Origin of the sequence: Citrobacter sp. S46_ASV_140 (assembly GCF_018919545.1) — a bacterium.
In the GTDB taxonomy this organism is placed as follows: Bacteria; Pseudomonadota; Gammaproteobacteria; order Enterobacterales; family Enterobacteriaceae; genus Citrobacter; species Citrobacter braakii.
In genome coordinates, this window is the sequence record NZ_JAHLRC010000047.1 from 1 (window position 1) to 14,034 (window position 14,034).

Here is a 14,034-nt window from a genome sequence, read left to right on the forward strand (position 1 = left end):
GCGGTGGTGGCGGTGTGGCTGAGCATCTGCGCCTCGCACTTTGTTTTTCGCCGCCGTCATCTGCAACAGGGTAAGGCATTGAGTGCATTACATTATCGTGCGCCGTGGTATCCGCTGGTGCCGGTATTAGGATTTGTGTTGTGTCTGGTGGCCTGTGTGGGGCTGGCATTCGATCCAGCGCAGAGAATTGCGTTGTGGTGCGGGTTACCGTTTGTTGCGTTGTGCTATGGTGCATATTTCCTTACTCAACCCCGTAACGCAAAACAGGAGCCAGAACATGTCGCAGAATAATCCGTTACGCGCTCTCCTTGAGAAACAGGATGTCCTGTTACTGGATGGCGCGATGGCGACGGAGCTGGAAGCGCGAGGGTGTAACTTAGCCGACAGCCTGTGGTCAGCCAAAGTGCTGGTAGAAAACCCGGAGCTTATCCGCGAAGTGCATCTTGATTATTACCGGGCGGGGGCGCAATGCGCGATCACCGCCAGCTATCAGGCGACACCGGCGGGCTTTGCCGCGCGTGGCCTGGATGAAGCGCAGTCGAAAGCGCTGATTGGCAAAAGCGTGGAGCTGGCGCGTAAAGCGCGTGAAGCGTATTTGGCAGAGAACCCGCAAGCGGGCACGCTGTTGGTGGCGGGATCTGTCGGACCTTACGGCGCGTATCTGGCGGACGGCTCTGAATACCGTGGCGATTACCAGCGCAGCGCCGAGGCGTTCCAGGCGTTTCATCGCCCGCGCGTGGAAGCATTGCTGGATGCCGGGGCCGATCTGCTGGCCTGCGAAACTCTGCCGAATTTTGTCGAGATTGGCGCACTGTCTGCGCTGTTGACCGCGTACCCGCGTGCGCGTGCCTGGTTCTCATTTACTCTGCGTGACAGCGAGCACCTGAGCGACGGTACGCCGCTGCGTGACGTTGTCGCGTTGCTGGCGGATTATCCGCAGGTGGTGGCGTTAGGCATTAACTGCATTGCGCTGGAAAACACCACCGCTGCGTTGCAGCATTTACACGGCTTAACGGCGCTGCCGCTGGTGGTGTATCCGAATTCGGGCGAGCAGTACGATGCCGCGAGCAAAACCTGGCATCATCACGGTGAGTCTTGTGCGCAACTGGCGGATTATCTGCCACAGTGGCAGGCCGCTGGCGCACGATTGATTGGCGGGTGCTGTCGCACCACGCCTGCGGATATTGCCGCGTTAAAAGTTCAGGCCCAGGCCCGATAAGACGTAAGCCGCCATCGGGCATTTTTTGCCAGATGGCGATACGGTATGAACCGGAAACATGGGTAACACTTTATGCCGCATCCGCCAGCACAAACATGCCGTACGGATGGATTTCGAGATAATACTGCTCGCCGACGTCCGGCTGCAGACGCGTAGCGTTGACCTGCAATAAAATCTCCTGTCCGTGCCACTCCACCGTGACCTCATATTGGGGTCCCATATACGCGACATGGCTGATTACGCAGCGCTGGCTCTCTTCGCCGCGGTCGCTGAGCGTGATCGCTTCCGGGCGCACGCCTACCATGCCCTCGCCTTGATCGCTAAAGTGCAGTGGGCGCGGCAGATGATAGCCGTAGATATCAACGTATCTGTCGCTGAAGGTGGCCGGGAACAGGTTGGCATCGCCCATAAAGCTCGCCATAAAGCGGGAGGCGGGCTGGCGATAGAGATCCTGCGGCGAGCCGATCTGCATGATGTGTCCCTTGTTCATCACCAGTACGGTATCGGAAACCGCAAAGGCTTCGCTTTGATCGTGGGTGACGTACAGCGAGGTGATATCAAACTGCTTTTGCAGCTCGCGGATCTTGTCGCGCATACTGCGACGCAGGTTGGCGTCCAGGTTACTTAACGGTTCATCAAACAGCAGCACTTTCGGTTTGAGGATCAATGCACGGGCCAGCGCCACGCGCTGCTGCTGACCGCCGGAGATCTGATCGACAAAGCGGTCTTCAAATCCTTCCAGATCCACCATCGCCAGCGCCTCTTTGACGCGGGTTTTCACCTCCGCGCGCGACACGCCGAGCATCTTCAGGCCATAACCGACGTTCTCCCCTAACGACATGTGCGGGAACAGGGCATATGACTGAAACACCATACAGATATCGCGCTGCTGAATAGAACGATGGGTAACGTCTTCGCCATCAATGAAAATTTGTCCTTCGCTCGGTTTTTCCAGCCCGGCAACCAGACGCAAGATGGTGGTTTTACCGCAGCCGGACGGGCCGAGCAGCGTTACCATTTGCCCCTGCGGAATGGTGAGATTGATATTGTCGATAACCGTGTTGCTGCCAAATCGTTTAGTGACGTTGCGCAGTTCAACGAAATTTTTCTGAGTCATAGTGCGCTCCATTACGCCTGGTTTTTGGCTTTTGAACGGGAGGTACGTGATTCACCGATCAGCCAGTCAAAGATGAAAATAATCGCCAGCATCACCACGATTAAAATAGAACCGTAGGCAATCGCCACGCCGTATTCGCCGTCTTCTACGCGGTTCAGGATGTAGGCCGTGGCCACGCGGGTATCCGGCGTGACGAGGAACACAATGGCGCTGACGGTGGTAATGGCGCGCACAAAGCTGTAGATCAGCGCTGAGAGGATCGCCGGGCGCAGCAGCGGCAACAGGATATGCGTAATGGTGCGCAGGGAACCGGCACGCAGACTGAGCGAGGCTTCATCCAGCGATTTATCGATTTGGCCTAAGCCCGCAATGCCCGCCCGGATACCGACCGGGACATTACGCATTACCATTGAGATAATCACGATGGCGGCGGTGCCGGTGAGGTATACCGGGGCGCTGTTAAAGGCCAGAATGTACGACACGCCCGCTACGGTGCCCGGAACGGCAAAGCACAGCATAGTGGTGAACTCGATAGTCTTTTTGCCTTTAAACTGCTGACGCACCACAACCCATGCGATCAGCAGGCCGAAGATAGCGGTGATCGGCGCGGCAATCCCGGCGTAGAGCAGGGTGTCGAGCAGTGAAGGCCACGCGCCGTCGCTCATTCCCTGACCGAACAGTTTGGTAAAGTTCGCCAGCGTCAGGGTGTAGTCCACGCCCCAGTTTACGGTGAAACTGCCGTAGAAAATGCTGCCGTAGAGCAGGGCGTTAAAGGCAATCCACACCGCCAGCAGCGCGACCACGCTCCATACCAGCGTTACCGGCAGCGGCTGCACGTCGCCCCGATAGGATTTACCGGAAACGGTGACGTACGAGCGTTTACCAATCCACATGTACTGCACGCAGAACACCAGCAGCGAGAACAGCAACAGGAAGGCACCCAGCGTACTGGCGGCCTGGTAGTCGAGCTGGGAACCGGTGATGTAGAAGTAGATTTGCGTTGCCAGCACATCGAAGTTACCGCCAAGCACCAGCGGGTTACTGAAGTCGGCCAGCGACTGCACCACCACAATTAAAAAGGCGTTTGCCAGCGCCGGTTTTAGCAGCGGGACAAACACGCCGTTAAAGGTTTGCCAGCGGCTGGCGCGCAGGGTGTATGACGCCTCCTCCAGCGACGGATGAATGGTTTTGATCGCCCCGTCGAGGATCATAAACGCCATCGGAGTGAAGGCCAGCACCTGCGCCAGCCAGATGCCGGTAAAACCGTACAGCCAGTTGGTGTTGGTCAAACCAAACCATTCGACCATAAATTCGGTGATGTAACCGGAGCGTCCCATCATCAGCGTTACGCCTAAACCCACAACAAACGGCGGGGTGACGATCGGCAGAATCGAGAAAATACGTCCAATAATGGCGCTGCGTTTCGCAATACGGGTGGTGTAGATAGCCAGCACCAGGCCAAAGAAGGTACAGCCGACGCCGACGGCAATCGACAGCATAATCGAGTTGAGGATCACCTGAATGATATGCGCCTGCGACAGCACATTCATAAACGCCAGCGGAGCAAATTCTCCGGCGTCGTTGGTGAACATCGGAATGAAAATAGCGATACTTGGCCAGACGATAAAAATACCGATCAGCGCGACAATCGCGGTGAGCGAGCCGATGACGAAACGGTCGCCGCCCAGCCATTCCAAACGGGTGAGCGCCAGGGTCATGATCGCGCCAAGTGCCACAAACAGCACGATGGTGGCATAGCCTAAGCCGCGTCCCTCAATAGTCGCGCTGGCGACGATAAACGCCATACAGAAAAACGCCCAGCCCGCGTCAAAATAATGGCGGCTGCGCTGTTCGCGTCTGGCTTCATGGAACGGGCGCACCAGCAGCAGGCTTGGCAGCAGATACCAGAGCCAACTGATATTGAACTGTGACCAGCCGTAGGCGGCGAGAATTTCTTCACGCGTCGATTCCAGCAGACCGTAGTCCAGGCTCCAGCTCGGCAGCAGGGCAAACGCCAGCCAGCCGAGTAAAATCCAAAGAAATATCGCATCCCGTTTTTTCACGGGATGGAGTGCAAGTGTGTGTGACATAGCGGTTCCGGTATTTCAGGCCGGATATGGCGTTAAGGCCTTATCCGGCAAATGAACGCAAATCTGGGGTTATTTACCCATCTTCACTTCGCTGACCCACTTATTGATCAGGGCTTTACGCACGTCGGTCGAGCCGTACTTATCCATGTCGTAATTGATAAGCTTCAGGTCGTCGAGCTTCAGCGAGTTAGGGGACGTCTCGGCGGTGGTGTTGGTCAGGATCTGATAGGATTTACCTTTCTTCCACGCCAGCTCCTGCGCGTCTTTCGACAGTACCCAGTCAACGAACAGTTTGGCGTTATCGAGGTTGCGCGCGCCTTTCAGGATGCTGACACCGCCGATTTCATAACCGGTACCTTCGCACGGTGAGACAAGTTCCAGCGGTGCGCCCTGTTCTTTTTCCAGCGAGTAGTCGTGCAAGAAACCGATGCCGATAGCCGTTTCGCCACGGGCGGCGTTACGCGCCGGGGCAATGCCGGATTTGGTGTACTGGGAGACGTTGGCGTTGAGCTGTTTCAGGTAGTCAAAGGCCTGATCTTCCCCCCACAGTTGGGCAAAGGTCGCCAGTGCGGTATAGGCGGTACCGGAGCTTTGCGGATCAGCAATCTGGATTTCGCCTTTGTATTCCGGTTTGGTCAGATCCTTCCAGCATTTTGGCACCGGTAGGTTTTTCTCTTTCAGGCGCTGGGTATTGACGCCAAAGCCCAGAATACCGACATAAACCGCCGAGGAGAGGTTGCCTTTCACTTTTGCCGGATCGCGAAACTTCTCCATGATTTGTTCGAGGTTTGGTGATTTATACGGCTGCAGCAAGCCCATTTCACCGGCCTGGGACTGTGGATCCAGCGTACCGCCGTACCAGACATCCGCTTGCGGGTTTTTCTTCTCGGCATCCACTTTCGCCAGCGTACTGCCTGAGCCGTTGCGAATGAATGAAGTCTTCACATCATATTTTTCACCGAAGGCTTTGGTTTCGGTTTCGCACATTTCGTTGGTGGCGCTGCAATACACCACCAGACGACCCTGCGCCTGAGCTGCACTGCTGAAGGCTGCCAGCGTCAGAGCGGAGGCAATTAGGGTAGAGGTAAGCGTCAGTTTCATTGTTTTATCCTTTGACTGAGAGAAGGGGGAATGCCCGCAATGAGCAATGGCATCAGCAATAAACCCATAAAGACAGCGGCAACCGAGAGCAAACTGAACATTCCCGACCAGCCGTAGTGTTCTATGACCAGCGACAGCGGCCAACCCGCCAGCGCGGCCCCCAGATAGGCGAACAGCCCGAGAAAACCAGTAATTGAACCTGCCGCCGCCTTATGTCCGCATTCCACGGCCGCGAGGCCAATTAGCATCTGTGGGCCAAACACAAAAAAGCCCACGGTAAAGAAACACACTGCCAGTAGCGCGTAGTGGTGCACCGGCGCCAGCCACAGCGCGGCGACGGAGACCATCAGCCCCAGTGTGAACAGCAAAATCATTGGGGCACGCTGACCGCTGAACAGCAAATCCGATCCCCATCCGGCAAACAGCGCCCCCAGCAAGCCGCCGACTTCAAACAGCATTACCGTGGCATTGGCGCTGAGCAGGTTCACACCGTGGCTTTCCGTCAGCCAGATGTTGCCCCAGTCGTTGAGCGCAATGCGGATCAAATAGACCAACACATATGACACACCGAGTAGCCAGATCATCGGGTTCTTCAGCATGGTGGTGCGTAACATTTGCCACAGTCCCATCGGCGGGCTTTGCTGCTCCTGACGCAACTCCAGCGGGTCTTGCCGCCATTCCCCAACCGTGGGTAAGCCTTCTTCCCGGGGCGTGCCTTTCAGTTGCAGGGTGAGCCAGATGCCTAACGCCATGCTGATTATTCCCGGCGCCAGCATGGCTGCCTGCCAACCCCACCAGTGGGCGGCAAAGGCGCTAATCAGCGGGATGATGGCCCCACCGATGTTGATCGACATATTCCAGCAGCCCCACCAGAAGCCGCGTTCGTTGCGCGAGTACCAGTGAGTCAGTAGTCGGGCGCAGGGCGGCCAGCCCCAGCCCTGAAAAAATCCGTTCAGCGTCCAGACCACCAGGAGCAGCGTCAGCGATTCACCAAAGGCGAACAGCACGTTTAAAACGCCGGTGGCAAACAGGCCAATGCCCATAAACGCGCGCTGTCCGTGGCTGTCGTGCCATAGCCCGGCGGTGAATTTCGACAGGCCATAGGTCAGATAAAACAGCGATCCCAGCAGGCCGATATCGCCTTTATCCAGACCCAGATCCGTTTGCAGCGCCGGGAGGACGTAGTTAACACTTTTGCGCGTCAGATAAAACGCGGCGTACCCAATCACCATACACATCAGCAGCCGGGGGCGTAGCGCCCGGTATTGTTGGTCTGTTTCGCGTGATGCACGTGCATGCATGGCAGCCTCCGTTTGTGCTGACTATAGGAAAGTGAAAGCAAAATGGGATGAGATAAAGTCCGCAGTGACTAAGACTTTTTCCTGGTTAACGGCTGATTTGTTGCAAATTTGTGGGCAGGTTAACAATTACCCGCGTGCCGTTGTTCGATTCGAGCGTCAGTTCGCCGCCAAGGGCGCTGACCCGCTCACGCATCCCCTGGATACCGAACCCGGGGATTTTCTCCGCGAGAATACCTACACCGTTGTCAGCGACGTGCAGAAATACGCGGTGTTCCTGCTGGCGCAGCGTAATCGACACTTCGCTGGCGTCGGCATGTTTACAGACGTTATTGAGCAACTCCTGCAGCAGGCGATACAGTGTGAAACGCACCGTTTCATTTTCTGGCGTATTTTCAAGCTGATAGTCAAACCAACAGCGAATGCCGCGTTCGGCAAAGGCAAATTCATTCACCAGATGATGCAGTGCATCTTTAAAGGCCAGTTCATCGAGCGCGGGCGGTCGTAGCTGGCGCAGCAGTTGGCGGGTGGAGTGGTGAATGCGCCGGGCAAGGTCGTTGATCTGATTTGCCGCTTCAAGCGTTTGCTCGCGACCCGGCGCGCGCTTGACCAGTTGCGACTGAATTTGAATGGCGGTGATGTTCTGACCAATTTCGTCGTGTAGCTCCCGCGCCAGGCTTTTGCGCGTATTTTCCTCGGTGCGGATCAGTTGTTCGGTCAGCGCGCGTCGCGCTGCCAGTTCGGCTTCCAGACGCTGGCGATAATGGTGCAGGTTTTGCGCCAGATGCTGCTGGCGGCTGATAGCGATCCCCAGCCCTATGCCCAGCAGCGCCTGGGTGGCGAGGAAAATCTCCAACTCCAGTAAATTGCTGAACCCGACGCCGATTTGCCGGGCGATGGTGATCATCATGCTGCCGAGCAGTCCGGACAACACGCCGCCCTGCCAGCCAAATTTCCACGCCATCACCACGTTCGGTAAGAACACCACGATTAGCAGCAGGCGCTCGATCTCTGGTGACAGCACCATCTGGGTACCTATGCCAATAATGAAAAACAGACTGCACCAGATGATAAGCGAGGTACGCAGGGGGGGATTTGTGGTATCCAGTCCGAGCAAATGATAGCGGTGCTGCTGGCGCAGAAACTCATAGATCAGATAGACAAACGGCGTCAGCAGTACGCCGCCAGTAAACGATGCCAGGCCAATTAACGTTGCCGGGCTTTGGATAAACGGTGAAAGCAGGAGGGTATTGAGCAATGACGTGATCGTCACCGCGGCCAGCAGCAGCGTTAAGCGCTGCCAGTAAAGGGGGAAGCGGTGCCAGTATGACTGGCCGATACTCGCCGGGATCAGGCTAATCAACGGCGCAGCCAGCAGGATATAGCCATTCACTAATTGCTCGCTGTGCAGCCAGAACAGCATCAGCACCGGCGGCAGTACCAGCGCGGGCCAGTAACGGCGAGAAAGCAGGATTAGCAGGGCGAGATAGACGCCGTGCGGCAGGAATAGCGCTGCCTGCTGGCCGTTGTGGGTCAGGTAAAACCCCAGCGTCCACAGCATCAGCCAGCCCGATCCCCAGGCCAGCAGAATAAACAGAGAAATAACCCCATGACGAAGGCTGCGTGACATTAATGCCCCGTCAGCAACTGGTGGTCGAGTGCAAAATGCACCAGATCGATGGTGCTGTGGCATTGCAGTTTGCCCAGCACGTTCGCACGATGAACGTGCACCGTTTTATGGCTGAGGTCGAGCTTGAAGGCGATCTCTTTTACGCTGTCGCCTTTGACCAGCAGATCAAACACTTCGCGCTCGCGCGGGGTCAGTACCTCCAGTACCTGCGCGGGCTGTTCGCCGCCGCGTAGCGCCCGCAGCGCGTCGGCGCACAGGTAATGCCCGCCCATACCAACCGATCGTACCGCCTGCACCAGTTCCTCTGGCCCGCAGCGTTTGGTCAGATAACCGCTGGCACCGGCATCCAGCGCGCTTTGCACAAACGTGGGTGAGTCATAGATGCTGAGAATAATGGCGCGAAAACCGGGCTTCTGCGCCCGCAGTCGTTTTAACAGGCTCAGGCCATTTTCATCCGGCATGGCGATATCCATCACCGCAACGTTAACGTCATCATGCAGTAATGCAGGCCACGCCAGGGCCGCGCTGCTGTACTGGCCAGCAACGTTGAGATCGTCTTCGAGACTGAGTAATTGCGCAAAGCCGGAACGCACCACCACATGGTCATCCACCAGCACAACATGAATCATGATCTTGCTCTCTTGCCTGACAATGGCATCTATGATGCCTGCCAGCGCCGCGCTGGCAATCCCCGTGGCGCGGATATGTAACGAATGTAACAAAATCGCAATAATTTGCCGGCCTGCAATCAAATGCATTTCCGGGCTAAGCATTGCCGCTTTTTTTCTAAAAACAGATCGCTATTAGCCAGAATTTTTAATTCCTTTATCAAATTGTGCCGCAACGAAATACTGCCCCCATAACAAGACAGGGGAGCAGACAATCATGGCTATTTCATCGCGTAACGCACTACTTGCCGCACTGGCATTCATCGCATTTCAGGCACAGGCGGTGAACGTCACCGTTGCTTATCAGACCTCCGCTGAACCCGCTAAAGTGGCGCAGGCGGATAACACCTTTGCTAAAGAGAGCGGGGCTACCGTTGACTGGCGCAAATTCGACAGCGGTGCGAGCATCGTCCGTGCGCTGGCATCCGGTGATGTGCAGATCGGTAATCTTGGCTCCAGCCCGCTGGCGGTCGCTGCCAGCCAGCAGGTGCCTATTGAGGTTTTCCTGCTGGCGTCAAAACTCGGCAATTCTGAAGCGCTGGTGGTGAAGAAAAACATCAGTAAACCGCAAGATTTGATTGGTAAGCGCATTGCCGTGCCGTTTATTTCCACTACCCATTACAGCCTGCTGGCGGCGTTGAAACACTGGGGTATCAAAGCAGGGCAGGTGGAGATTGTGAACCTGCAGCCACCCGCGATTATTGCCGCCTGGCAGCGCGGAGATATTGATGGTGCTTATGTCTGGGCGCCTGCGGTAAACGCGCTGGAAAAAGATGGCAAGGTATTAACCGACTCATCGCAGGTTGGCGAGTGGGGCGCACCGACGCTGGACGTGTGGGTGGTGCGCAAAGATTTTGCCGAAAAGCATCCTGAGGTGGTGAAAGCCTTTGCCAAAAGCGCCATCGACGCCCAGCAGCCTTATATCGCTAATCCCGATGAATGGCTGAAGCAGCCGGAGAATATCAGCAAACTGTCGCGTTTGAGTGGCGTACCGGAGGCGGATGTGCCGGGCCTGGTGAAAGGTAACACCTATTTGACGGCACAACAGCAAACCGCTGAGCTAACCGGCCCGGTGAATAAAGCGATTATCGACACCGCGCAGTTCCTCAAAGAGCAGGGCAAAGTCCCCGCCGTCGCGACGGATTACAGCCAGTATGTGACCGATCGCTTCGTGCAATAAATAAGGAGGCGCTGATGCTGCAAATCTCTCATCTTGCCGCCAGCTACGGTGGAAAACCGGTGCTGGAAGATATCAACCTGACGCTCGATAGTGGCGAACTGCTGGTGGTACTCGGACCTTCTGGTTGCGGAAAAACCACGCTGTTAAATCTGATTGCCGGGTTTGTGCCGTATCAGCATGGCAGCATTATGCTGGCGGGCAACAAAGTTGAAGGTCCAGGCGCAGAGCGCGGGGTTGTGTTCCAGAACGAAGGCCTGCTGCCCTGGCGCAACGTGCAGGACAACGTGGCCTTCGGGCTGCAACTGGCGGGGATGGAGAAGCCCCAACGTCAACGAATCGCGCGGGAGATGTTGCAGAAAGTTGGGCTGGAGGATGCGGGAAAACGTTTTATCTGGCAGCTCTCTGGTGGTCAGCGTCAGCGCGTCGGCATTGCGAGGGCGTTGGCTGCCAACCCGCAGCTGTTGTTGCTGGATGAACCCTTTGGCGCGCTCGACGCCTTTACCCGCGAGCAGATGCAAACCCTGCTGCTGAAGTTGTGGCATGAGACTGGCAAACAGGTGCTGTTGATTACCCACGATATTGAAGAAGCCGTTTTTATGGCAACGGAGCTGGTATTGCTGTCGCCAGGCCCTGGCCGGGTACTGGAGCGTCTGCCGCTGAATTTCGCTCGTCGCTTTGTGGCCGGAGAGCCGAGCCGCAGCATTAAGTCCGACCCGCAGTTTATCGCCATGCGCGAGTATGTGTTAGGTCGTGTCTTTGAACAACGGGAGGCATTCTCATGAGCGTGGTGATTAATGATAAACCCCGTCGCCAGCGCGCGCTGAATTGGCGCTGGCCGTTCTCGCGGCAGATTACCTTAAGCTTCGGTACGCTGGTCGTCATTCTGGCTGTGTGGTGGACGGTGGCGGCGCTGCAGTTAATCAGTCCGCTGTTTTTACCCCCGCCGGGCCAGGTTTTGCAAAAACTGATGGTTATTGCCGGGCCGCAGGGGTTTATGGATGCCACGCTGTGGCAGCATCTGGCGGCGAGCCTGACGCGTATTGTTATCGCGCTGCTGGCGGCGGTACTGCTCGGCGTTCCGGTTGGGATCGCTATGGGGCTGAGTCCGACGATGCGCGGCATTCTCGATCCGATCATTGAACTGTATCGTCCGGTTCCGCCATTGGCCTATTTGCCGCTGATGGTGATCTGGTTTGGCATTGGTGAGACCTCCAAGATCCTGCTGATCTATCTGGCGATTTTCGCCCCTGTAGCGATGTCGGCGCTGGCGGGGGTTAAAAGCGCGCAGCAGGTGAGAGTGCGTGCCGCACAGTCGCTGGGAGCCAGCCGTACGCAGGTGCTGTGGTTTGTTATTTTGCCGGGGGCATTGCCGGAGATACTCACAGGGTTGCGTATCGGGCTTGGCGTGGGCTGGTCGACGTTGGTGGCAGCAGAGCTGATTGCCGCCACGCGAGGTTTAGGATTTATGGTGCAGTCAGCCGGTGAGTTTCTGGCAACGGATGTGGTGCTGGCGGGGATCGCGGTGATTGCCGTTATCGCGTTTATTTTAGAACTGGGTCTGCGCGCGCTTCAGCGCCGCCTGACGCCCTGGCATGGAGAAGTACAATGAGTGAACGTCTGAGCATTACCCCGCTGGGGCCGAACATTGGCGCACAAATCACCGGTGCGGATTTGACGCGCCCGCTGAGCGATAATCAGTTTGAACAGCTTTATCACGCCGTACTGCGCCATCAGGTGGTGTTTCTGCGTGAGCAGGTGATTACGCCGCAACAACAGCGGGCGCTGGCGCTGCGTTTTGGCGATCTGCATATTCACCCTGTCTATCCGCATGCCGAAGGGGTTGAAGAGATTATCGTGCTGGATACTCATAACGATAATCCGCCGGATAACGACAACTGGCACACCGATGTAACCTTTATCGACACGCCGCCAGCGGGTGCGATTCTGGCGGCAAAAGAGCTGCCATCGACAGGGGGAGACACCCTGTGGACCAGCGGGATTGCCGCTTATGACGCATTATCTGAGCCGTTTCGCCAGTTGCTGAGCGGCCTGCAGGCAGAGCATGATTTTCGTAAATCCTTCCAGGAATATAAATACCGCCAGACGCCAGAGGAGCATCAGCGCTGGCTGGAGGCGGTGGCAAAGCATCCGCCCCTGCTGCATCCGGTGGTGCGCACGCATCCAGTGAGCGGGAAGCAGGCGCTGTTCGTGAATGAAGGATTTACCACGCGAATTGTCGATGTGACGGAAAAAGAGAGCGAGGCGTTACTGCGCTTTTTGTTCGCGCATATCACTAAACCGGAGTTCCAGGTGCGCTGGCGTTGGCAGCCCAACGATGTGGCGATTTGGGATAATCGCGTGACGCAGCATTATGCGAATGCGGATTATCTGCCCCAGCGGCGCATTATGCACCGGGCGACAATTTTGGGAGACAAGCCGTTTTTTCGGGCGGGATGATTATCGGAGACGCTTCATTTACCGGGCCTACGACCTGTAGGTCCGGTAAAGCGAAGCCGTCATTAGGCAACAAAGTGATTAGCGCAGGATTTTTTTCTCAGCCAGATCCAGTGCGAAGTAGCTGAAGATCAGATCCGCGCCAGCGCGTTTGATCGAGCCTAAGCTTTCCAGCACCACTTTCTCTTCATCTATTGCACCCGCGAGGGCTGCAAACTTGATCATCGCGTATTCACCGCTGACCTGATAAGCGCCAATCGGCAGCTCGGTGCGCTCGCGGATATCGCGCAGAATATCGAGGTATGCGCCAGCCGGTTTGACCATCAGGCAGTCTGCGCCCTGGGCTTCATCCAGCAGCGATTCGCGGATCGCTTCCCGACGGTTCATCGGGTTCATCTGATAGGTTTTACGATCGCCCTTCAGCGCGGTACCTGCGGCTTCACGGAATGGGCCATAGAAAGAAGAGGCAAATTTGGTGGAGTAGGACATGATCGCGGTATCGGTAAAGCCTGCGGCATCCAGCGCCTGGCGAATCGCCTGCACTTGGCCGTCCATTGCGGCGGAAGGGGCGATGAAATCTGCGCCCGCAGCGGCGGCAACGACCGCCTGTTTGCCGAGATTGGCAAGGGTTAAATCGTTATCAACGCCGTGCTCGCATAATACGCCGCAGTGACCGTGCGAGGTGTATTCACAGAAGCAGGTGTCGGACATGACGATCATCTCCGGTACGGTCTGCTTACAGATACGCGACATGCGCGCCACCAGACCGTCTTCTTTCCAGGCATCGCTGCCGGTGTCATCGGTGTGATGAGAAATGCCGAAGGTCATGACCGAGCGGATGCCTGCATTCGCAATGCGTTCAATTTCGCGCGCCAGGTGCTTCTCTGGAATGCGCATCACGCCGGGCATGGCCTCGATAGCTTTGTAATCGTCGAGTTCTTCTTCAACAAAGATCGGCAACACCAGGTCATTTAATCTGAGTGTTGTCTCTTCAAACATAGCGCGCAGCGCAGGTGATTTGCGCAGGCGGCGAGGGCGTTGGATTAGGTCTGTCATGGTATGCCTGATGTTTGTGGAATCGAAGGCCGTAGTATACCCGAACCTGAGGGTGGGTGGTTTACGAAAGTTGGCGTTATATCTGGATTTTCCATCGTGGAAGGCTGAATCATTAGAGCAATTTATTCACATTTATGGCAAATTATTCATATTCATTATTTTGTTTGTTTCTATTTTATTATTTTAAATATCGATGCGTTTATTTTTATAGATGTGGGAAA

12 protein-coding genes and 1 pseudogene are annotated in these 14,034 nt (G+C 56.2%); 6 read left to right on the forward strand and 7 right to left on the reverse strand.

What is annotated here, in order from left to right:
* Together KQJ19_RS13400 and mmuM are read left to right on the forward strand one after the other, a co-directional pair.
* Positions 1 to 291, forward strand: a pseudogene (locus tag KQJ19_RS13400) (S-methylmethionine permease); the annotation flags it as partial.
* Positions 278 to 1,219, forward strand: a complete 942-nt coding sequence (mmuM, locus tag KQJ19_RS13405; RefSeq protein ID WP_216403749.1) for a homocysteine S-methyltransferase — start codon at positions 278 to 280, stop codon at positions 1,217 to 1,219. The pseudogene KQJ19_RS13400 and the gene mmuM, both read left to right, overlap by 14 nt.
* A gap of 70 nt (positions 1,220 to 1,289) precedes the next feature.
* Here the strand turns inward: mmuM and fbpC are convergent, their stop codons facing one another.
* From fbpC to KQJ19_RS13435, 6 genes are all read right to left on the reverse strand, one after another.
* Entirely contained in the window at positions 1,290 to 2,336 is a 1,047-nt protein-coding gene (gene fbpC, locus KQJ19_RS13410) for a ferric ABC transporter ATP-binding protein (protein ID WP_049270222.1), read from the reverse strand.
* Between the two features lie 11 nt (positions 2,337 to 2,347).
* Positions 2,348 to 4,426 carry an iron ABC transporter permease gene (locus KQJ19_RS13415; RefSeq protein WP_019076131.1) on the reverse strand — a complete coding sequence of 693 codons (2,079 nt, stop codon included), beginning with the start codon at positions 4,424 to 4,426 and terminating at the stop codon, positions 2,348 to 2,350.
* A gap of 69 nt (positions 4,427 to 4,495) precedes the next feature.
* Complete coding sequence (locus KQJ19_RS13420; protein ID WP_016151983.1) at positions 4,496 to 5,527, reverse strand: ABC transporter substrate-binding protein; 1,032 nt, start codon at positions 5,525 to 5,527, stop codon at positions 4,496 to 4,498.
* Entirely contained in the window at positions 5,524 to 6,828 is a 1,305-nt protein-coding gene (gene uhpC / locus KQJ19_RS13425; RefSeq protein ID WP_047357663.1) for an MFS transporter family glucose-6-phosphate receptor UhpC, read from the reverse strand. The genes KQJ19_RS13420 and uhpC overlap by 4 nt, the downstream gene beginning before the upstream one ends.
* 85 nt (positions 6,829 to 6,913) lie before the next feature.
* Positions 6,914 to 8,455 carry an MASE1 domain-containing protein gene (locus KQJ19_RS13430; RefSeq protein WP_137366564.1) on the reverse strand — a complete coding sequence of 514 codons (1,542 nt, stop codon included), beginning with the start codon at positions 8,453 to 8,455 and terminating at the stop codon, positions 6,914 to 6,916.
* Positions 8,455 to 9,084 (reverse strand): response regulator transcription factor, encoded by a 630-nt coding sequence (locus KQJ19_RS13435; protein ID WP_200079696.1) that lies wholly within the window; start codon positions 9,082 to 9,084, stop codon positions 8,455 to 8,457. The genes KQJ19_RS13430 and KQJ19_RS13435 overlap by 1 nt, the downstream gene beginning before the upstream one ends.
* Before the next feature lie 256 nt (positions 9,085 to 9,340).
* Between KQJ19_RS13435 and tauA the strand changes: the two genes are divergently transcribed.
* The 4 genes from tauA to tauD are packed head-to-tail and all read left to right on the forward strand — an operon-like array spanning position 9,341 to position 12,760.
* The gene (gene tauA / locus KQJ19_RS13440; protein ID WP_049042255.1) at positions 9,341 to 10,303 is read left to right on the forward strand and encodes a taurine ABC transporter substrate-binding protein; all 963 of its coding nucleotides are present in this window, start codon (positions 9,341 to 9,343) and stop codon (positions 10,301 to 10,303) included.
* Positions 10,304 to 10,317: 14 nt separating this feature from the next.
* Positions 10,318 to 11,085: a taurine ABC transporter ATP-binding subunit gene (gene tauB, locus KQJ19_RS13445; RefSeq protein ID WP_103928963.1), complete on the forward strand. Its 768-nt coding sequence runs from the start codon at positions 10,318 to 10,320 to the stop codon at positions 11,083 to 11,085.
* On the forward strand, positions 11,082 to 11,912 hold the full coding sequence (tauC, locus tag KQJ19_RS13450) for a taurine ABC transporter permease TauC (protein ID WP_016155826.1): 831 nt from the start codon (positions 11,082 to 11,084) through the stop codon (positions 11,910 to 11,912). Before tauB ends, tauC begins: the two co-directional genes overlap by 4 nt.
* A complete protein-coding gene (tauD, locus tag KQJ19_RS13455) occupies positions 11,909 to 12,760 on the forward strand; it encodes a taurine dioxygenase (RefSeq protein ID WP_049270213.1) in 852 nt (283 codons plus the stop codon). Before tauC ends, tauD begins: the two co-directional genes overlap by 4 nt.
* 78 nt (positions 12,761 to 12,838) lie before the next feature.
* Here the strand turns inward: tauD and hemB are convergent, their stop codons facing one another.
* Positions 12,839 to 13,813 carry a porphobilinogen synthase gene (gene hemB / locus KQJ19_RS13460; RefSeq protein WP_216403750.1) on the reverse strand — a complete coding sequence of 325 codons (975 nt, stop codon included), beginning with the start codon at positions 13,811 to 13,813 and terminating at the stop codon, positions 12,839 to 12,841.
* Positions 13,814 to 14,034 lie beyond the last annotated feature (221 nt).

Bases quoted from the DNA above. Each gene is read 5' to 3' on its own strand.
- KQJ19_RS13430 (WP_137366564.1), bottom strand. From the start codon at position 8,455: ATGTCACGCAGCCTTCGTCATGGGGTTATTTCTCTGTTTATTCTGCTG.
- tauD (WP_049270213.1), top strand. From the start codon at position 11,909: ATGAGTGAACGTCTGAGCATTACCCCGCTGGGGCCGAACATTGGCGCA.
- KQJ19_RS13415 (WP_019076131.1), bottom strand. From the start codon at position 4,426: ATGTCACACACACTTGCACTCCATCCCGTGAAAAAACGGGATGCGATA.
- mmuM (WP_216403749.1), top strand. From the start codon at position 278: ATGTCGCAGAATAATCCGTTACGCGCTCTCCTTGAGAAACAGGATGTC.
- hemB (WP_216403750.1), bottom strand. From the start codon at position 13,813: ATGACAGACCTAATCCAACGCCCTCGCCGCCTGCGCAAATCACCTGCG.
- KQJ19_RS13420 (WP_016151983.1), bottom strand. From the start codon at position 5,527: ATGAAACTGACGCTTACCTCTACCCTAATTGCCTCCGCTCTGACGCTG.
- tauC (WP_016155826.1), top strand. From the start codon at position 11,082: ATGAGCGTGGTGATTAATGATAAACCCCGTCGCCAGCGCGCGCTGAAT.
- tauB (WP_103928963.1), top strand. From the start codon at position 10,318: ATGCTGCAAATCTCTCATCTTGCCGCCAGCTACGGTGGAAAACCGGTG.
- KQJ19_RS13435 (WP_200079696.1), bottom strand. From the start codon at position 9,084: ATGATTCATGTTGTGCTGGTGGATGACCATGTGGTGGTGCGTTCCGGC.
- fbpC (WP_049270222.1), bottom strand. From the start codon at position 2,336: ATGACTCAGAAAAATTTCGTTGAACTGCGCAACGTCACTAAACGATTT.
- tauA (WP_049042255.1), top strand. From the start codon at position 9,341: ATGGCTATTTCATCGCGTAACGCACTACTTGCCGCACTGGCATTCATC.
- uhpC (WP_047357663.1), bottom strand. From the start codon at position 6,828: ATGCATGCACGTGCATCACGCGAAACAGACCAACAATACCGGGCGCTA.